This window comes from Zavarzinia sp. CC-PAN008 (assembly GCF_051903925.1).
Classification (GTDB): Bacteria; Pseudomonadota; Alphaproteobacteria; order Zavarziniales; family Zavarziniaceae.
Genome location: NZ_CP173678.1, coordinates 4062858 through 4080881 on the forward strand (window position 1 = coordinate 4062858; position 18024 = coordinate 4080881).

At 69.1% G+C, this 18024-nt stretch carries 18 protein-coding genes; 9 read left to right on the forward strand and 9 right to left on the reverse strand.

Annotation, left to right across the window (positions count from 1 at the left end):
• Window positions 1-3: 3 nt before the first annotated feature.
• Window positions 4-1449, forward strand: a complete 1446-nt coding sequence (locus ACI6GS_RS19035) for a cryptochrome/photolyase family protein (RefSeq protein WP_439815041.1) — start codon at window positions 4-6, stop codon at window positions 1447-1449.
• Between the two features lie 4 nt (window positions 1450-1453).
• Here ACI6GS_RS19035 and ACI6GS_RS19040 read toward each other — a convergent pair whose 3' ends face one another.
• Both ACI6GS_RS19040 and ACI6GS_RS19045 read right to left on the reverse strand, forming a co-directional pair.
• Window positions 1454-2146 carry a DUF6134 family protein gene (locus ACI6GS_RS19040; RefSeq protein ID WP_439815042.1) on the reverse strand — a complete coding sequence of 231 codons (693 nt, stop codon included), beginning with the start codon at window positions 2144-2146 and terminating at the stop codon, window positions 1454-1456.
• Window positions 2147-2293: 147 nt separating this feature from the next.
• Window positions 2294-2722, reverse strand: a complete 429-nt coding sequence (locus ACI6GS_RS19045; protein WP_439815043.1) for a DUF4864 domain-containing protein — start codon at window positions 2720-2722, stop codon at window positions 2294-2296.
• Between the two features lie 388 nt (window positions 2723-3110).
• Between ACI6GS_RS19045 and ACI6GS_RS19050 the strand changes: the two genes are divergently transcribed.
• Window positions 3111-3716 carry a helix-turn-helix domain-containing protein gene (locus ACI6GS_RS19050; protein ID WP_439815044.1) on the forward strand — a complete coding sequence of 202 codons (606 nt, stop codon included), beginning with the start codon at window positions 3111-3113 and terminating at the stop codon, window positions 3714-3716.
• 8 nt (window positions 3717-3724) lie between these two features.
• On the opposite strand, the gene ACI6GS_RS19055 is transcribed toward ACI6GS_RS19050, so the two are convergent.
• Entirely contained in the window at window positions 3725-4627 is a 903-nt protein-coding gene (locus tag ACI6GS_RS19055) for a LysR family transcriptional regulator (RefSeq protein WP_439815045.1), read from the reverse strand.
• A gap of 168 nt (window positions 4628-4795) precedes the next feature.
• Between ACI6GS_RS19055 and ACI6GS_RS19060 the strand changes: the two genes are divergently transcribed.
• The 4 genes from ACI6GS_RS19060 to ACI6GS_RS19075 all read left to right on the forward strand — a co-directional run bounded on the left by ACI6GS_RS19060 (window position 4796) and on the right by ACI6GS_RS19075 (window position 9078).
• A complete protein-coding gene (locus ACI6GS_RS19060) occupies window positions 4796-7465 on the forward strand; it encodes an intermembrane phospholipid transport protein YdbH family protein (RefSeq protein ID WP_439815046.1) in 2670 nt (889 codons plus the stop codon).
• A gap of 2 nt (window positions 7466-7467) precedes the next feature.
• Window positions 7468-7689, forward strand: coding sequence for a YnbE family lipoprotein (locus ACI6GS_RS19065; RefSeq protein WP_439815047.1), 222 nt, complete (start codon window positions 7468-7470; stop codon window positions 7687-7689).
• 71 nt (window positions 7690-7760) lie between these two features.
• On the forward strand, window positions 7761-8108 hold the full coding sequence (locus ACI6GS_RS19070) for a YdbL family protein (protein ID WP_439815048.1): 348 nt from the start codon (window positions 7761-7763) through the stop codon (window positions 8106-8108).
• A gap of 133 nt (window positions 8109-8241) precedes the next feature.
• Window positions 8242-9078 carry a universal stress protein gene (locus tag ACI6GS_RS19075; RefSeq protein WP_439815049.1) on the forward strand — a complete coding sequence of 279 codons (837 nt, stop codon included), beginning with the start codon at window positions 8242-8244 and terminating at the stop codon, window positions 9076-9078.
• Window positions 9079-9184: 106 nt separating this feature from the next.
• On the opposite strand, the gene ACI6GS_RS19080 is transcribed toward ACI6GS_RS19075, so the two are convergent.
• Entirely contained in the window at window positions 9185-9895 is a 711-nt protein-coding gene (locus ACI6GS_RS19080) for a helix-turn-helix domain-containing protein (protein WP_439815050.1), read from the reverse strand.
• A gap of 99 nt (window positions 9896-9994) precedes the next feature.
• Here ACI6GS_RS19080 and ACI6GS_RS19085 point away from each other — a divergent pair, with 99 nt between their 5' ends.
• The 3 genes from ACI6GS_RS19085 to ACI6GS_RS19095 all read left to right on the forward strand — a co-directional run bounded on the left by ACI6GS_RS19085 (window position 9995) and on the right by ACI6GS_RS19095 (window position 12440).
• Window positions 9995-11497: a sensor histidine kinase gene (locus ACI6GS_RS19085; RefSeq protein ID WP_439815051.1), complete on the forward strand. Its 1503-nt coding sequence runs from the start codon at window positions 9995-9997 to the stop codon at window positions 11495-11497.
• Window positions 11490-12116, forward strand: a complete 627-nt coding sequence (gene fixJ / locus ACI6GS_RS19090) for a response regulator FixJ (RefSeq protein ID WP_439815052.1) — start codon at window positions 11490-11492, stop codon at window positions 12114-12116. Before ACI6GS_RS19085 ends, fixJ begins: the two co-directional genes overlap by 8 nt.
• A gap of 102 nt (window positions 12117-12218) precedes the next feature.
• Entirely contained in the window at window positions 12219-12440 is a 222-nt protein-coding gene (locus ACI6GS_RS19095) for a hypothetical protein (protein WP_439815053.1), read from the forward strand.
• A gap of 29 nt (window positions 12441-12469) precedes the next feature.
• On the opposite strand, the gene ACI6GS_RS19100 is transcribed toward ACI6GS_RS19095, so the two are convergent.
• From ACI6GS_RS19100 to galU, 5 genes are all read right to left on the reverse strand, one after another.
• Complete coding sequence (locus ACI6GS_RS19100) at window positions 12470-12823, reverse strand: response regulator transcription factor (protein ID WP_439815054.1); 354 nt, start codon at window positions 12821-12823, stop codon at window positions 12470-12472.
• A gap of 72 nt (window positions 12824-12895) precedes the next feature.
• Window positions 12896-14332, reverse strand: coding sequence for a UdgX family uracil-DNA binding protein (locus ACI6GS_RS19105; protein ID WP_439815055.1), 1437 nt, complete (start codon window positions 14330-14332; stop codon window positions 12896-12898).
• The gene (locus ACI6GS_RS19110; RefSeq protein WP_439815056.1) at window positions 14332-15543 is read right to left on the reverse strand and encodes a putative DNA modification/repair radical SAM protein; all 1212 of its coding nucleotides are present in this window, start codon (window positions 15541-15543) and stop codon (window positions 14332-14334) included. The genes ACI6GS_RS19105 and ACI6GS_RS19110 overlap by 1 nt, the downstream gene beginning before the upstream one ends.
• 151 nt (window positions 15544-15694) lie before the next feature.
• Window positions 15695-17083 (reverse strand): phosphoglucomutase/phosphomannomutase PgmG, encoded by a 1389-nt coding sequence (gene pgmG / locus ACI6GS_RS19115; protein WP_439815057.1) that lies wholly within the window; start codon window positions 17081-17083, stop codon window positions 15695-15697.
• On the reverse strand, window positions 17080-17958 hold the full coding sequence (galU, locus tag ACI6GS_RS19120; RefSeq protein WP_439815058.1) for a UTP--glucose-1-phosphate uridylyltransferase GalU: 879 nt from the start codon (window positions 17956-17958) through the stop codon (window positions 17080-17082). The genes pgmG and galU overlap by 4 nt, the downstream gene beginning before the upstream one ends.
• Between the last annotated feature and the right edge of the window lie 66 nt (window positions 17959-18024).

Genomic DNA, 18024 nt, shown 5'->3' on the forward strand with positions numbered 1-18024 from the left:
CTCATGGCGAAGCCGGACCAGCCCGAAACCAGCGCGCCCACCCTCCTGTGGCTGCGCCAGGACCTGCGCGTGTCCGACAATCCGGCCCTGGTCGCTGCGTCGCGGGGTGGCGGCATCGTCGTTCCCGTGTACCTATTGGACGAGGACCTGGGCGGCGCCTCGCGCTGGTGGCTGCATCACAGCCTGGCACGGCTCGCTGCGCGCTTCGCCGACCTGGGCAGCCCGCTCATCCTCCAGCGGGGCGATCCCGCCAAGGTCATTCCGCGCTTGGCACGGACCGTTGGCGCCGGCCGCGTGGTCTGGAGCCATTGTGTGGAGCCCAAAGCGAGGAAGGCAGCGGATGATGTCGCCTCGGCCCTTGACCGCGACGGGATCGCCACGACGGTCCTCCACGGCAACACGCTGTTCAGGCCCGGAACGATCCGGACCGGGTCCGGCGGGCAGTTCAAGGTGTTCACCGCCTTCTGGCGCAAGTGCCTCACGGAACCGCAGCCGGCGGAGCCCCTGCCAGCGCCCCGGGCGCTGCGGGCACCTGACACGGTGCCCGGCAGCGAATCACTCGACTCCTGGAACCTGCTGCCCAGGCGGCCCGACTGGGCCGGCGGGCTGCGCGCCACCTGGGCACCAGGTGAGGACGGCGCGCGAAAGCGCCTGGCGAATTTCCTCGAGAATGCCCTGCCGCGCTATGATGGCGGGCGCGATGTGCCGGGGGATGACGCCGGGACCAGCGGCCTCTCGCCCCATCTGCATTTTGGCGAGATATCGCCCCGTGCGGTCTGGCACGCCGCGCGCCGTCAGGACGTGGCCGACCGCCATGTCGATCGCCTGCTGTCGGAACTGGGCTGGCGCGACTTCGCCCATCACCTGATGGAGGCCGATCCCCGCCTGGCCACGCACAGCCAGGATCGTGCCTTCGACCGGATTGAGTGGAACGATGACGCAGCCGCCCTGCACGCCTGGCAGCGCGGCCGGACGGGCTATCCGATCGTGGACGCGGGCATGCGGCAGCTCTGGGCGACCGGCTTCATGCACAATCGGGTGCGGATGATCGTGGCCTCGTTCCTGGTCAAGGACCTGCTGGTGCGCTGGCAGGCCGGGGCCGACTGGTTCATGGACACCCTGGTCGATGCCGACCTGCCGGCGAATGCGATGAACTGGCAGTGGGTCGCCGGCTGCGGGGTTGATGCCGCCCCCTTCTTCCGCATCTTCAACCCGACGACGCAAGGGCAGAAGTTCGACGGCGACGGCCGCTACGTGCGGCGCTGGGTGCCGGAACTGGCCGCCCTGCCCGACCGCCACCTGCATGCACCCCACGCCGCCCCGCGGGCCATCCTGGATCAGGCAGGGATCGTGCTGGGCCGGGACTATCCCCTGCCCATCGTCGACCATGCGGCGGCCCGACTGCGGGCCCTGGAGTCGCTGCGCCGGGCAAGGCCGGCGGAGGACTGAACCTTCAGCCGACGCGATCCGACCAGGGTTCGAGCGCGCTCAGGCCCCATTCGATGATTGAGCCGTCGGACCCCTTGACGCGGATGCGGACGAGAAGTCCACGCGAGTCGTACCACAGCTCCCGCTTCAGGGCGCCGTCTGCATCGACCATGCGATAGCGCGTCGCCTGCACGGTCTGCCCGGCGGCCTGCACCATCTCGGCGCCTGCCAATTCCAGGCGCTGGGCCACGGGGGTGCCGTCCTCGATGTCGATCAGATGCGCCGCGCGCACCGTATCGACATTCCAGTAGCTGTTCGGCAGCGCCTCGGCCATGGCGGAGCCCTGGTGGGCCGAGCCGTCAATCACCAGGCCACCGGCATCGGCCCGGACCTGGAGGCGCCGTATGTCGCCATCATCGTCGGTGTTCGCAGTGACAGCCACCAGGCGCCCGTCGCGCCACGTCTCCACCGCCTCCTGGCGATAGGCATAGACGCGGATGAAGGCGATCCTGACGTCGATCTCGGTCTGGTGGCGGACCGACATCTGTGCCCCGTCCGTGTCGAACGTGAACACCTGCCGGCCAATGGCGCCACCGTCGCGCGTGATCTCATAGTCCAGGCGGGCGGCGGGCGGCTCGTGCTCCGCCGCCAGAACATCTGTGCCGACCATGACGACACCGGCAGCCAGGATCAGCCCGGCGACAACCCAATTCCGCATGACAAGAAATGCCCCTGACCCTGGCCGACCTGCCTCGGCTCTTTCTTCAACCAATGCCAGAGATGGGGCCTTGGGCCGCTGATTTCACCCGTGCACGCAGTCGCACCCGCCAAGTCCCTGACAAAGCAGCAGCATGTGTGGCACCGGTCACACCCCGACCTCCTGCGCTTCGTGGATCTGCACGCCGTTGATGCGCCATGTCCCGTCGGGCTGGCGTTGCAGGGAATAGGTGACGACGACGCCCTTGCCGTCCGGACCGACCATGTAGACGTCCTGGCGCAGCGCGCCATCGACATCGCGAAGAGCGCGGAACTGAACCAACTTTGGCCGATAGACAGCCGGGTATTTCGAGCGGACCACCTCCAGGAAGAATTCGGGCGTCATGAAGCGTTCCTGGATCTCGGGCGACGCCGCGGCCCAGGCCGCGCCCGCATCGTCGCGGCGAAACGCGGCGATCTGCGCCTCGATCAGGCTCCGAATGGCGGCACGGTCCGCCGCCTCCGGCGCGTCCGCGGCGCGCGCCTGGCCCAGCATCGAAACCGCCAGCACCAGCATGGCCAGCACCATTGCCCGCATGGAAGGATCCCCCATCAACCTAACGGCCAGCATGCGCTGCAGGGCGGCGGCGCGATGTGCCCGTCGCCACAAGAGTGCACCGACGCCAACGCCGCGGCGATTGCATGTGCGAACCTGCCCGTTCGGGCGGGCCGCAGCGATTGTCGCAGGGCCATCCTGACCCCATATGGCGACCAGGGGCCGTGTCGCTGGCCTGTGGCCTGGGCGCGGCGCCGGATGCTGGCGCGGCAGTTCCGGAACATCCGTTCGGCGGCGCCGCGCGTAGTGCAGATACGCACCCGGGGTATGCGTTCCTGGCAACGCCAAGGGACTTGCGCCGCGGGGTCCAACCGATGTCGCATGGGCGAACGGCGTTGGGGCGCGCCCGCCTGCCAGAATGTGAGGGTCCGTGAATCTCCTGACGACCATCCAGTTCGCGAACGGCACGGAGTGCGATGGCAATCGCCTGCGCGTCGGCACGCGCCTGCACCTGAACCTGGCCCAGACCCGCGTCCTGCACGCGATCATGGCCGATCCCTGCCTGACCGAAGACCAGGCCGACCCGGCGATCCTGGTCACCGATTCCCTGGACCTGCTCCAGGGTCTCGGCAATGACGGGCCGCGCCTGATCCTGCTGGCGGCCGATTCGCAGTCGGCGGCGCGCGGTTGGACCGCCGGCGCCGCGGCGGTGCTGCAGGCCGATGCGGGTTCCGACGAGATCCGCGCGGCGATCCGCGCCGTCGCCCTTGGCCTGATGGTGTCGGGCTTTGCCCCGCCGCCGCACCGGGCGGAGCGCCAGGACGACGACGTCCTGGTCGAACCGCTGACCCCGCGGGAGCGCGAGGTGGCCAGCCTGTTGGCGCAGGGCCTGTCGAACAAGCACATCGCCCGCCGCCTGGGGGTCAGCGACCACACGGTGAAATTCCACGTCAGCGCGATCTTCTCCAAGCTGGGCGCCCACACCCGGACCGAGGCCGTTGCCCGCGCCAGCCGCCTGGGCCTGGTCCTGATCTGAGCCGGCGCTCAGGGCGCGCCGCGGCCAGCGAAGCGGCCGCGCCAGCGCTTGGCCAAGTCGGCCATGAAGTCGATTGCCGCACGCACGCGCGGCACTTGGCGGCGATCGCGGTGGATCGCGGCCCATAGTTCGCGACCGGGCGCCTGCGCCGGCTCGCCCAGGCGCACCAGGCCCGGCACCGCATCGGCGACGAAACAGGGCAGCAACGCGACGCCCAGGCCAGCGCGCGCAGCTTCCAGCTGCGGCTCGACCCCGTTGGCCCGAAGCACGGGCCGACTGCCCCGCGCCAGGCGCGCGAAGTACTCGACCTCCACCCCTGTCGACAGTTCCTCGACCAGGCCCAGCGTCGCATGGCCGGTCCAGGCCGCGCCCTCCGGCGGAACACCGGCCCGGGCGAGGTAGGTCGACGCCGCATAGATGCCATAGCTGACGACGCCCAGCTTGCGCACGATCAGGTCGGGCTCCTCCGGCAGGCCGTAGCTCAGCGCAACGTCCGCATCGCGCCGCGCCAGCACCGCTGGCCGGTCGTCTGCGATCAGTTCCAGAGTCAGGCCGGGGTGCTGCCCGATCAGTCCCGCCAGAGACGGCGCCAGCCAGTTGCTGGCCAGGATCTGTGGTGCATGCAGGCGGACGGGGCCTGCCAGGCCGCCGGCATCGCGGTCCAGGGCGCGGGCCAGATCGGCCATCTCGCCTTCCATCCGCTCGGCCGCCAGGACCAGGCGCCGGCCCAGTGCTGTCGCTTGCGGCCCCTCCGCCGTGCGCTCGAACACCGCGCTCCCCAGGCGGTCCTCGAGGGCCGCGAGGCGCCGGCTGATCGTCGACTGGTTGACACCCAGCGCGTGACCCGCGGCGGTCAGGCTGCCTGCCCTTGAAATCGCCAGCGCGATCTTGAGGTCGTCCCAGTCCACCATTGTGCTGTGCCCGGCTCCCTTCGATAGCGTCCGCAAATCCCGCTGCCCGTTGTCCGACAGTGCCATGACCTGTCGCCGTGGTGCGACCACGCTGCGTCGGCGCGGGCTTTTCGCCGGCCCCGCCGCCAGACCCGGGAACCAGGGCCGGCGTCCGCTATACTGGCTGGCGTGACCGCTGTCCCTGCCGACTCGCCCCCTCCCCCCGGCCCGCGCCCGCGCCTGCTGCGCCGCCTGGGATGGGGCCTGGTCGGGTTGGCACTGCTGGTCCCCGTGCTGGCGGCGATTGCCTGGATCTATCGCCTGCCGCTGGCGGAACACGTCGCCGTGCAGGCGTTGCAGCGGGCGGGGATCGACGCCGTGACCCTGCATGTCGAGGAAGTGACACCCGGCCGAGTCGTTGTCACCGGCGTCGCACTGGGCGGCGCGGACGGCTGGCAGGTCGGGCGGATCGAGGCTGCCCTGGACCTGACCAACCTGGCGCAACCGCGCCTGCGCAGCCTGGTCCTTTCCGACGTGACGGCGCGCGCCGCCTATGGCCCCGATGGCCTCGACCTGGGCGCGCTCGATCCCCTGCTGGCCTTGGGCGAAGGACGGGCCAGCGGTACCACAGGTCCGCCCCCCGTGGACGAGGTGAAGCTCGAACGCGCGCGCTTGTTGCTCACCACGCCCTATGGCCCGTTGGAGCTGGACCTGGACGGCGTCGGCCACCCCAGTGCCACCTATCCCAATGCCAATGCCCGGTTCGTGCTGCGTGGCCAGGGCGAGGAGGCGGCGGGCTCCCTCTCGCTTAGGATGGACGAGACGGCGTTGCGTGTCGTCCTCGACTCGAACTCCGCGGACGACACGCTTCGGGTAGCGGCGGAGATCGATCCCCGCAGCCACGCGCCAATGAAGCTTGAGGTGGTCGCGGAACTGGTCGACGTCGCCCGCCTCGCCCGCTTCCTGCCCGGCCTGGGCGCACTGTCGGGCGGAATGGGACTGAGCCTGAACTACGCTGCCGCCGGGCCATGGCAGGGGGAGCTCCGGCTCACGCGCCTGACTGTTCCCGGCAGCATCCGCGACCTGGACGGGACCCTGTCCGCAAGCGCCGACCCCGCTACCCTCCAGACCGGCATCGTCCCCGTCACCGGCAAGGCGAAGGCGACGCGCCTGGCCCTTTCGGGCACCATGCTCGAAGCGGCGGACCTCAATCTGGACGGCACCATCGTCTTCGATCCCGCAGGCCTGGGCCTGCTGGCGGCTGGCGACGGCCAGGCGCTCGCGCCGGCTGGGGTGCCGTTGCGCGCGGCGGAACTGAACCTGGCGCTCGTGGGCACGCGCCTGACGTCCGGCGCGCTGCGGGGGCGCGCGCCCCGGCTGGAATTGGCCCTGGGCACTACCGGGACCTGGCCCGGCCTGGATATCGCCATACGCAGCGGCCATCTGGCCTTCGCCGCGCTCGAGCTGGGCAGTCAGGCGCGCAGCGCGCAGGCGGTACGCCTTGACCTGGGGCCGGCGCAGAAGGCGCCGGTACGCGGCCCGGGCGACGCCCTGGCCCTGGGCTTCACGGTGAATGCCGCGACCCTGGCGCTGGAGGCGGCCGGCCAGCGCGTGCGGCTTGGCCTGCCCACCCTCGCCGCCTCCATCACCGCGGGCGCCAGCCTCGGCCTGCATGTCGAGGGTTGTTGCGGCACCATCGCGCTCGCAGCGCCCAAGGTGGACGGGACGGGGCTGGGTCTGACCCTGGCCAGCGCCGCCGACAAGCTGCTGACAGCGCGTTTCACACTGAAGGCGCTCACCACGCCATGGACCGTCCCGCTGGTCGCCGATGGCAACTTCAACATGGCGGGCGCAGGGCTGCGCTTCGACGGCACGGTGACCGGCCCGGCCGGTCTGGTGCTTGCAACCGTCGCCGGCGCGCATGACCTGGACAAGGCCCAGGGCTTTGCCGAGGCGAAGGCTCCCCGCCTGACCTTCCAACAGGGTGGACTGCAGCCGGGCCAGCTGTCCCCCCTCCTGGCGCCGCTCGTGGCCAATGTCTCCGGCACCGTCGCGGCGGAAGCGGCGCTGCGCTGGGCCTCGGGGCGCACTACATCCTCGGCCAGCGTCCTGGCGGAGGACCTGTCCTTCACCACGGCGGAAGTTCCCGTCAGCCGCATGAACACCGTGGTGGCGTTCGACAGCCTGCTGCCGCCGACCACCCCGCCGGGGCAGAAGGTGGCCGTGGGCGCGGTCACGATGGGCGTGCCGCTGACCGACGGCGTGGTCGATTTCCGACTGGTACCGGGAGCCATCGCGGTGCAGTCGGCATCGCTAGGCCTGGCCGGTGGGCGCGTCAGCCTGTCTGCAACCCGCGTCGAGCTGCCAGTCCAGGCCGAGCGCCTGGCCCTCGCCGTTTCTGGCGTCAGCCTGGAGGCGCTGTTGAAGGTCGCCAATGTCGAAGGCCTCAGCGGCGACGGCGTTCTGGACGGCACAATTCCCGTCGATATCGCGGACAAGGCACTGCGCATAGCCGACGGCCGGCTGGCCGCACGCCAGGCGGGCGTGCTGCGCTACACGCCGCAGACCTATCCCGCCGCCCTGCAGGGTGACGATGAGCGCATCCAGCTTCTGGTGCGGGCGCTGCGCGACTTCCGCTATGACCGGCTGGGCCTGGGCATCAACAGGGAAACCGACGGCGAGGCGGTGCTGGCGCTCTCGGTCGCCGGCCGCAATCCGGCCGTACTTGACGGCTATCCGTTCGAATTGAACCTCAACCTCAGCGGACGCCTGGACCAGATCGTGACGGAAGGACTTGCCGGATATCGCATGCCGGACGATATCCGCAGGCGGATGCAGCAGTTCGGCAACCAGGAGTGAAGATGGCGCGCGTCGTTTGGGGGGCCCCGCCAGCGGGGAAGCTGGCCCGGGTGGGGATCGTCGCCCTGGCGATTGCGGCGGCGGCCTGCAATCCCACGGTCAAGGTCGAGGCACCGGACAAGCCAATCGTGATCAACCTCAACGTCAAGATCGAGCAGGAAATCCGGGTCAAGGTCGAGAAGGACGTCCAGGACCTGCTGCAGCAGCGCCAGGACATCTTCTGATGACCCTTCTTGCGATCATCCGTCTGCCTGCAACCCCGCGCAGACCCGTTGGACAAGGATCGAGGCACGCAATGCTTAAGCGGCTGGCTTTCGCGGTCTTCCTGGCCGTGTCCGGCATGACCGGCGCGGCCACCCTGGCGGTGGCGCCCGCCCACGCGCTCACCCTGGACGAGGCGCGCCGGGCCGGGCAGATCGGCGAGATGCGCACCGGCTTCGTCGGCGTGGTCGCCGGCGGCGCGGACGTGAAGGCCCTGGCCGACCAGATCAATGCCCAGCGCCGCAGCGCCTATGCCGACATCGCAGCCAAGAACGGCACCAGCGTCGACGCCGTCGGCGCGCTGACAGCGGAACAGCTGATCGGCCGCCTTCCCGCCGGCGCCTTCTACCAGGACACCGGCGGCGGCTGGGTCCGGAAGTAGGCGATCCGCACCGCTCCGACGGCAGTCGGCCACCCTGGCACTTTGGAATTGATCCAGGTCATGGTTCGCAGCCGGGCCTGGCACCAGCCTTAGTCCCCTGGGATAGCCGACTGGATCGTAGGGCGGTGCGCTGATGTACAAGGATATTGCCGTCCATCTTGACGGCAGCCAGGCGGATGCCGTGCGCCTGGCGGCGGCGGAGGGACTGGCGCGCCGGCACGGCGCCCATCTGCTCGGCCTATATCTCAACGTACTGCCCGAGGTTCCGCTGGCAACGGCCGAGTTCGGCAGTTCGATCGCGGTCCTGGCCGCGGCCCAGGATGCCGCCCGCGCGAAAGGCGACCAGGTCCACCGCAATCTGGCCGGATCGGTCCAGGCGCTCGACCTGCCGGCGGAATTGAGGCGCTTCGACGTCATTGCCTCGCTGCTGCCGGCGGTCGTCGCCAGCCAGTTGCGCGTGACCGATCTCCTCGTGGCGCTCCGGCCCTACAACAGGGCTGGCCCAGCCCAGTGGCCAGAGGTGGTCGAGGCGGCGCTGCGCGATTCCGGTCGCCCCGTCCTGCTGGTGCCAGAGGATGGCGTCCTTGCCGATCCTGCCCGCATCGTCATCGCCTGGAGCGACAGCCGGGAGGCCGCGCATGCCGTGGCCGCCGCGATGCCGCTGCTGCGCACCGCGCGCGAGGTCGTCGTCGCCCTGGTGGAAGGCACGGCCCCGTCGGCCATGCTGGGCCGCGAGCCTGGCGCCGACCTCGCCCGCCACCTGGACCGCCATGGCGCGGCTGTTACCCTGCGCCACCTGCCGCACTGGCCCGATCCGGGCGAAGGCCTGCTGAATGAGGCGATCGCGATCGGTGCCGACCTGCTGGTGATGGGCGCCCATGGCAAACCGCGGCTTCAGGAATGGATAATGGGCAGCGCCACGCGCACCGTGCTCACCCACAGCAGGCTGCCTGTCCTGATGGCGCACTGACGGCGACATCGCCACCCCGGACCCCATCAGAAACCTCGCGAAAAAACCCCGCCGCGGCCTTGGCCCGGCGGGGTGGCAAGTCGGGAGGCTTGGGGGAGGCAGACACTCAGCCGTCGAGCGCCTCCAGCGGACGGCGATTGCGGATCACGACGTGGCGTGCGCTGGGAAGCTCGATCAGGCGCTGCTCCTCCAGCAGGGTCATGGTGCGGGACACGGTCTCGATGGTCAGGCCCAGGAAATCGGCGATGTCCTGCCGGCTCATCGGCAACTCGACATCGTCTCCGGCATGGGTCCGTTCCGACATCGCGATCAGGAACGAAGCAACGCGCTCCACCGCGTTCTTGCGGCCCAGCAGGGCGAAATGGCGCTGCGCGCGCTCCAATTCCGATGCCGTCATGCGCCACAGGTCGCCCATCAGCTCCGGCTGGATCAGCAGGTGCCGGCGCAGGACGTCCCGCTTCACCACGACCAGCTGCGTCGCCACGATGGCCTCGGCCGAGAAGCGATAGGATTCCGACGCTTCCAGGCCAAAGATCTCGCCCTGAAGATAGAAGGCATTCACCTGTCGGCGGCCGTCCTCCAGCAGCTGGAAGGTCCGTACCGCGCCGGACACCACCTTGAACACGCGGTCGGCGGAATTGCCTTCGGCATAGATCTCCCGATTGCGCGCGAAAGTCTGGCGCGTTCCCATCGCCCACAGGTCGCGGGCCGGTGCCGCGTCCGTGTCGTTGGCTGCGCTGCCCAGGGACCGGGTGGCGTCGGTGCCATGGCGGTATGCGAGTGCGGGCCGCATTTCGACCGTCGCCAGTGCCACCATTGCCGTGCTCCCTTGCCCCATGATTTGTGCTACGAGTTCAGATGTATCCAATTGAAGGCATTCACCAAATTCGGTTTGGTCCTTAAGGGGAATCACGTTATGGGCCAGCCCTTAAGGGAAATTACGGATCTCGCCGGGACCCATTGGGCCGGGCGCGGTGCCGGCTTTGCCCTGGCCCTGCTGCTTGTCGGCGGCTTCCTTCTGGTACGGGTCGCCCTGGGGCCGTTGGCGCCGGACCTGCCGGTCTATCTCTTCCTGGTGCCGCCCGTCGTCATCACGGCGGGCCTGGTCGGCCTTGCCCCCGGCCTGCTGGCCACGCTCGTGGGACTGGGTGCCGGTCTGTGGATGCACGGCCGCAATGCCGATGCCGAGACGGCCGCGGCCTATCTTGCCATGTCGCTGGTCCTGGCCTGGTTCGGGTCCGAGCTCTACCGCACCCGTTCGCGCGAGGCGGAGACCGCGAGAGACCTGGCGGCACGGGAAGCGCACCTGCGCTCGATCCTGGAAACCGTGCCGGACGCGATGGTGGTGATCGACGAGCATGGCGTCATGCAATCCTTTGCCATCGCGGCGGAGAGGCTGTTCGGCTACCGCGCGCACGAGGCGATCGGCCGCAACGTGTCGATGCTGATGCCCAGCCCCTATCGCGAGAACCACGACAACTTCCTGGCCCGCTATCTCTCGACCGGGGAGAAGCGCATCATCGGCATCGGCCGCGTGGTGGTGGGGGAGCGCAAGGACGGCTCCACCTTTCCCATGGAACTCAGCGTGGGCGAGATGCGCAGCGGCACGCAGCGCTATTTCACGGGCTTCATCCGCGACCTCACCGAGCGCCAGCAGACCGAGGTGCGGATGCAGGAATTGCAGTCCGAGCTGGTCCACGTCGCGCGCCTGTCCGCATTGGGCGAGATGGCGTCCAGCCTGGCGCACGAGTTGAACCAGCCGCTGACGGCGATCTCGAACTACCTGCGCGGCTGCCAGCGCTTGGTCGGCCAGAGCCCGCCGCCGCCTGTTGCCACCCTGACCGACGCGCTGGACAAGGCAGCGGCCCAGGCGCTGCGCGCCGGCCAGATCATCAGCCGCCTGCGCGAGTTCGTGGCGCGCGGCGAAAGCACCCGTACGGTCGAGAGCGTGTCGAAGATCGTGGAGGAAGCAGGCGCGCTTGCCCTGGTCGGGGCCAAGGAACAAGCGGTCAAGGTCCGCTACCGCCTGGATCCTGCGGCCGACGTCGTCCTGGCCGACAAGATCCAGGTGCAGCAGGTGCTGATCAACCTGATGCGCAACGCGCTCGAGGCGATGGAGGGCTGCGCCACGCGTGAACTGACGGTCGAGACCGTTGCGCGCGATGCCGATTTCGTCGAGATCAGCGTGGCAGACACCGGCGGCGGGCTGGACGCGGAGGTGGCGGGCCGGCTGTTCCAGCCCTTCGTCACGACCAAGGCGCGCGGCATGGGCGTGGGCCTGTCGATCTGCCGGACGATCGTCGAGGCCCATGGCGGACGCATCTGGGTTGAGCCTAATCCTGTCGGCGGTACGATCTTTCGATTCTCCCTCGCCCGCGTGGAGGAGGAGACGAGGGAGGAGGAGACTGGGATTGAATGAGCAGCCGATCGTCCATGTGATCGACGATGACGAGGCCGTGCGGGAATCGCTGGTCTTCCTGTTGACCTCGGCCGCGATCACGGCGGTGCCGCATCCATCGGGCGAGTCCTTCATCGGCGCCCTGCCGGTGATCGGCCAGGGCTGCATCCTGACCGACGTGCGCATGCCCGGCATGACGGGCATCGAGCTGCTGCACCGGGTGCAGGCCCATGATCGCAACCTGCCGGTGATCGTCATGACCGGCCATGGCGACGTGCCAATGGCGGTCGAGGCGCTGAAAGCCGGCGCCTTCGACTTCATCGAGAAGCCGTTCAGCGACGAGCAGATCATCGCCACCGTCCAGGCAGCGCTTGCCGCGCGGGGCCGCGCGCAGGAGGAACGGGCGGACCGTGCCGCGATCCAGGCCCGGCTGGAAGCGCTGACCACTCGTGAGCGCCAGGTCCTGGACGGCCTGATTGCAGGACATCCCAACAAGACCATCGCCTATGACCTGGGCATCAGCCCGCGCACGGTCGAGATCTATCGCGCCAACGTCATGTCCAAGCTCAACGCCTCCAGCCTGTCCGAGGTGATCCGCATGACCTTCGTCGCGCGCGGCGCCGATCCCAGCCTGGCCTGAGTTTGGCGCCGGGATTGGGGGCGGGCGCGTTGATCAGCGTCAATGTTCCGCCTTCCCTACCGTGACACCGTCGCAACCCTGTCGCAGCAGGGAGGATCGCGCATGAAGGGACTCGAGGCCGCCCAGGCCCTGCTTCGGCGCTGCCGCGCGGCGCAGCAGGGCGGGGCCGGGTTCCCGACGGTGTGGCGCGAGACGCTCAGCACGCATCCTCTGGTCCGCGGCATTCCTGTCCAACGCCTGTCCGACGGCCGGCCAACGCTGGAAGTGCCCCTGATCACGGGCCAGCGCCTGATCCTGGACGACGACGGGTATTCGCTGGGCTGAACCTTGGGCCGTCCGGGCGACCAGGCGCTTCACGTCAGGGCAATCGCCTGCAGCATCGCGTCGATGTCGACCGGCTTGGCAAAGCAGGCCTGGGCCGACAGGCGCCGCGCCTCCACCTGCAGCGCGGGGCTGGGTCGGCCGGTCATGAAGATCGCCGGCCGATCGAAAGCACGGGCGCGCAGTCGCCGCAAGGTCTCCAGACCACTGGCGCCAGGCAAGTCGACGTCCAGGATGACGCAGCAGCTCTGCTCCAGGTCGTGGGCCGCCAGCATCGCCTCGCCCGTAGCGAAGTCGCGCACCATGTAGCCGTCAAGTTCCAGGAGCATGCGCAGGGACTCGCGCACGGCCTGATCGTCCTCGACAACCACGACCATCCGGCCCATGCGGGAACTCCGCATACAGGGAAACATGACCGCCAATCTGCATCCCTCGGCTGCAGGCGCCCATGATCCAGATCAAGCGGCGCGCGGCCCGGCTGCCGCGTCCGCGCGGGCGCGCGCCAGATCGGCGACGAACGCGCGCCAGGCCTCCGCCTTTGCCGCCTCGTCGGGCAGGCGCAGCAGGTAGGAGGGATGAACCGTGATGAAACCGGGCCGGTTGGCAAAGGTCGTCGGTCCGCGATTGGCGGTCACCGGGATCGGCCGTCCGGCCAGGGCGAGGACCGCGGTCGCCCCCAGCGCCACGACCAGGCGCGGCTGGACGAAGTCCAGTTCCTGCTCCAGCCACCAGCGATAGTGCTTCACCTCGCCCGCCGTCGGCGTCTTGTGCAGCCGCCGCTTGCCCTGCTGCTCGAACTTGAAGTGCTTGACCGCGTTCGTGACATAGGTGCGCGCCCGGTCGATGCCGGCCTCGGCCAGGGCTCGGTCGAGAAGCTGTCCCGCCGGTCCGACAAAGGGCCGTCCCTGCAGGTCCTCCTGGTCACCTGGCTGCTCGCCGACAAAGGCCAGGTCGGGCCGCAGCGGCCCCTCCCCCAATACCGCCCGGGTGCCGCCGGGCACGAACGGTGGCGTCGCGGCGATCAGCCGGTTGAGCGCCTCAAGGCTGTGGGGCGCCTGCTCGGCCATCGCGGCAACGGCCCGGTCCGGATTGCGCTTCGTGGGCATGGCTGCCTCCCGTTCGATCATTTCCCGGACCCGTGCGGGAGCTGAGCGGATCAATTCCGGAATGGCCTGTGTCTCCGGCATGTTGGCCCAGTATTTCCGCGGCATTTCCGAACGCATGGCGACCGGGTTCACCCGCGCCGGGTTGAAAACGCTCTGGTAATAGGTGCGCCAGCCGGCCTCGAAGCCGTCGCCCTCCGGCAGGTCGCTGCGCCGGCCCGGCGGCCCCACCTCCAGCCGCCGCGTGTCCCAGTGCAGCGCACCAAACGGCGTCAGGATCGACCAGACCATGTTGCGGAAGCGGTTCACGAAGAAGCCGGCCGTCGCGCGCACGATGTCGTGGTCGGGCTCGAACCAGGCGACGAAGCGCTCCGACCCGTCGGGATCGTGCACCACGCGAAAGCGCAGGAAGGCGTGCATCTTGTGCAGGTCGCGGCGCACCGCCTTGGCCAGCAGATGCAGGCGATGCACCAGTGGATCGCTGGCGATCGCCAGCAGCGCCCGCTCGCCCTGCAGCACCCGCCACACCAGTTGGTACAGCAGCGCGAACCGCTCCGGCTCGCGGTGGCACACCACCAGGTCGATCACCTCGGCAACGCCCCGCGGCAGCGCCAGGGGTGGGGCATCCGGCGCCGGCTCGATGCGCTCCGCCGTGCCCAGCAGGCCGGGCGCGCCGCTGCTCCACAGAACCTCCGCGGGCGGCACGCCGGCGGCGATCAGGTGGCGGACAGCCGCACGGAAACTGTCCAGGTCGGCGCCCGCGGCCAGCACCACCTGGCGCGCGGCGGACATCAGAACAGGCTCATCTGGCGGGCTGGCGCGACCAGCTGCTGGCGGAGGTCAGCCCTGTCGGTCAGCGCGCCAGGCTGGTAGTCCGCGGCCACCAGGAAGGGCCGCGCGCGCCGCAGCGCCCGCGTCAGGCGCCCCACATCCGCCAGCCGCAGCCGCGTATGACGCCGCGCCGCCACGATGCGGTCGACACAGCGGGTACCCAGGCCGGGCACGCGCAACAGCATCTCCCGCGCCGCCGTGTTGACGTCGACCGGAAACTGCTCGCGATGCTTCAATGCCCAGGCCAGCTTGGGATCGACCTCCAAATCCAGCATGCCGCCGGAGCCGCCCTCTGCGATCTCGTCAACCCCGAAGCCGTAATAGCGCAGCAGCCAGTCCGCCTGGTACAGCCGGTGCTCGCGCTGCAGCGGCGGCGGCTTGATCGGCAGGACGACGCTCGCCTCCGGGATCGGACTGAAGGCGGAATAATAGACACGCCGCAGCGCGTAGCGGTCGTAGAGCGTCGCCGTCGTCTCCAGCACCGACCGGTCGCTTGTGTCGTCGGCGCCAACAATCACCTGCGTGCTCTGGCCCGACGGGGAGAAGGTGCGCTTCTCTGCCTTGGCCTCGACAATGCGCTCGTGCATCTGGCCCATGGCACCGCGGATGCGCCCGGCATCCTTTTCCGGCGCCAGGCGGCCCAGGCTGCGCTCGGCCGTCAGTTCCAGGTTGATCGACAGGCGGTCGGCCCACAGGCCCGCCTGCTCGATCAGCCAGGGACTGGCCTCCGGAATGGCTTTCAGATGGATGTACCCGGCAAAGCCGCGGTCGCGGCGCAGGGTACGCGCGACCAGCATCATCTGCTCCATCGTATAGTCGGGCGAGCGGATGATGCCGGAGGACAGGAACAGCCCCTCGATATAGTTGCGCTTGTAGAACTCGATGGTCAGCGTCACCACCTCGTCCACGCTGAATCGGGCACGCCGGACATTGGACGAGCGCCGATTGATGCAATAAGCGCAATCGAACAGGCAGTAGTTGGTCAGCAGGATCTTCAGCAGCGAAACGCAGCGGCCGTCCGGCGTGTAGGCGTGGCAGATGCCGCTGCCTGTCGTACTGCCCAGCCCGCCCTTGCCGGCGCTACGCTTCGGTGCGCCGGACGAGGCGCAGGACGCATCGTATTTCGCGGCATCCGCCAGAACCTTCAGCTTCTCCGCCAGAGTCTCGTCCATCGGTCCACCCTGTTACGCAACATCGTTCACTATATGTTCTTTATCCCCTGTTTGCCAAGGATCATCTTTTTCTCCCACGACCTTAAGGCGGCAGAAGTCCGCTTCCGCTCATCCCCGCGAAGGCGGGAATGAGCGGCGGGGGGACGATCCGTCAGTGGCCGCCCAGGACGAAGGGGACGCCGCTTTGGTCCAGTGCGTCGTGGATCGAAGCCTTGAGCCGCTCAAGTCCGGCCTCATCCGCCGACTCGGCGCGCGCCACGAGCACGGCCTGGGTGTTCGACGCCCGCAGCAGCCACCAGCCATCGGGCGTGTTGACACGCACGCCGTCGATGCCGTTGACCTCCGCCCCGGCATCCGCCAGGCGCTGCCGCACCTCGTCGATCACGGCGAACTTGCGCTCGTCGGGGCACTCGATGCGCAGCTCGGGCGTGTTCACGCGCTCAGGCAGGCTGTCGCGCAGGTCGGCCAGCGGGCCATGGTTGGCGACGGTGACGAGCAGGCGCAGGGCGCCATAGATCGCGTCGTCAAAGCCGTACCAGCGGTCGTTGAAGAAGATGTGGCCGCTCATCTCGCCTGCCAGGGGCGAGCCCACCTCAGCCATCTTGGTCTTGATCAGCGAATGCCCGGTCTTGAACATCAGCGGCACACCGCCCAGGCGCGCGATCTCGTCGTACAGGACCTGGCTTGCCTTCACGTCGCCGATGATCGTGGCGCCAGGATGGTCACGCAGCACATCGCGGGAGAACAGGGCGATCATCTGGTCACCCCAGATGATGCGGCCCTGGGCGTCGATCGCGCCCACGCGATCGGCATCGCCGTCCAGGCCGATACCGATGTCCAGTTGCTTGGCCAGGACCAGTTCCTGAAGCTGAACCAGGTTCTCTGGCACGGTCGGGTCGGGATGGTGCGCCGGGAAGGTGCCGTCGATCCGTCCGTTGATGATGTAGTGGCGGCCCGGCAGGCGCTTCACCAGCGCCTCCACGACCTCGCCCCCCGCCCCATTGCCGGGGTCCCAGCCCACGGCCAGGTCGCCGGGAATCACTTCCTCGGCCAGGCGGTCGACATAGGCGTCAAAGACCGAGATGGCGCGCTCCGCCCCCTGGCCCCAGGCATAGTCGGCGACGGCGGCGATGCGGCCGATCTCCTGGATCTGTTCGCCAAAGAAGGCCTTGCGGCCCAGCATCATCTTGAAGCCGTTCTGGTCGGGCGGATTGTGGGAACCCGTGACCATGATCCCGCCATCTGCCTCCCGGTGATAGACCGAGAAGTAGAGCATCGGCGTCGGACCGCGGCCGATCCGCTCGACCTCCGCGCCGCACGACACCAGGCCGTCGACCAGGGCCGCTTCAAGCTCGGGCGAGCTGACACGGCCGTCATAGCCGACAGTCACCTTGGGCCGGTCCTTGCCATGGCGGCGCAGGATCGTGGCGAAGGCCCGGCCGATGGCGCGCGCGTCCTCCGTTCCCAGCGTCTTGCCCACTGTGCCGCGGATGTCGTACTCGCGCAGCGACGTCGGGTGAAAGGCGTGCGCGGCGCTCATTGGGCGGCCTTCGGCAGCAGGTTCTGGATGATGCCGGCCAGCGGCCCGCCGGTGTCGGCCCGCGAAAGCCCAAAGGCGACATTCGCCTCCAGGAAGCCCAGGCGCTCGCCACAATCGAAGCGCCGGCCTTCGAAGCGCAGGCCGTGGAACGGCACGCGACCAACCAGCCGGGCCATCGCGTCGGTGAGCTGGATCTCGCCGCCCGCGCCCTTCTTGCGTTCCTCCAGGAACGGCCAGATTTCGGCAGACAGGACATAGCGGCCGATGATCGACAGCGTGGACGGCGCCACCGCCGGGTCCGGCTTCTCGACCAGGCCCAGGATCTCGGTCAGCGAGCCGTCTACCCCGCCCGGCTGCAGGATGCCATAGCGGTTCGTCTGGTCGCGCGGCACGTCCATCACGGCGACCACGCTGCCGCCGGTGCGGTCGTGGGCCGCGGTCAGCTGCTGCAGGCAGGGGGTCTTGCTCAAAACGATGTCATCGGGCAGCAGCACGGCAAAAGGCTCGTCACCCACGATGTCGCGCGCGCACAGCACGGCATGGCCCAGGCCCAGCGGTTCCTGCTGGCGGGTATAGACGACCTGACCTTCGCGCGGCAGCCACGCCTTCAGCGCCTCCAGCTCCCGCGTCTTGCCGCGCCGCTCCAGCGTCGCTTCAAGCTCATAGGCATGGTCGAAATGGTCCTCCAGGGCCGTCTTGCCCCGGCCGGTCACGAAGATGAACTGCTCGCAACCCGCGGCCTTGGCCTCTTCCACGGCGTACTGGATCAGCGGCTTGTCGACGACGGGCAGCATCTCCTTGGGGATCGCCTTGGTCGCCGGCAGGGACCGTGTCCCAAGGCCGGCAACGGGGAAGACTGCCTTGCGAACCTTCATGTGATGGGTCCTGCGTAGGTCTGGGTCCGATGCCCCATTGGCACCGGCATCCAAGAGTAGTGTCTG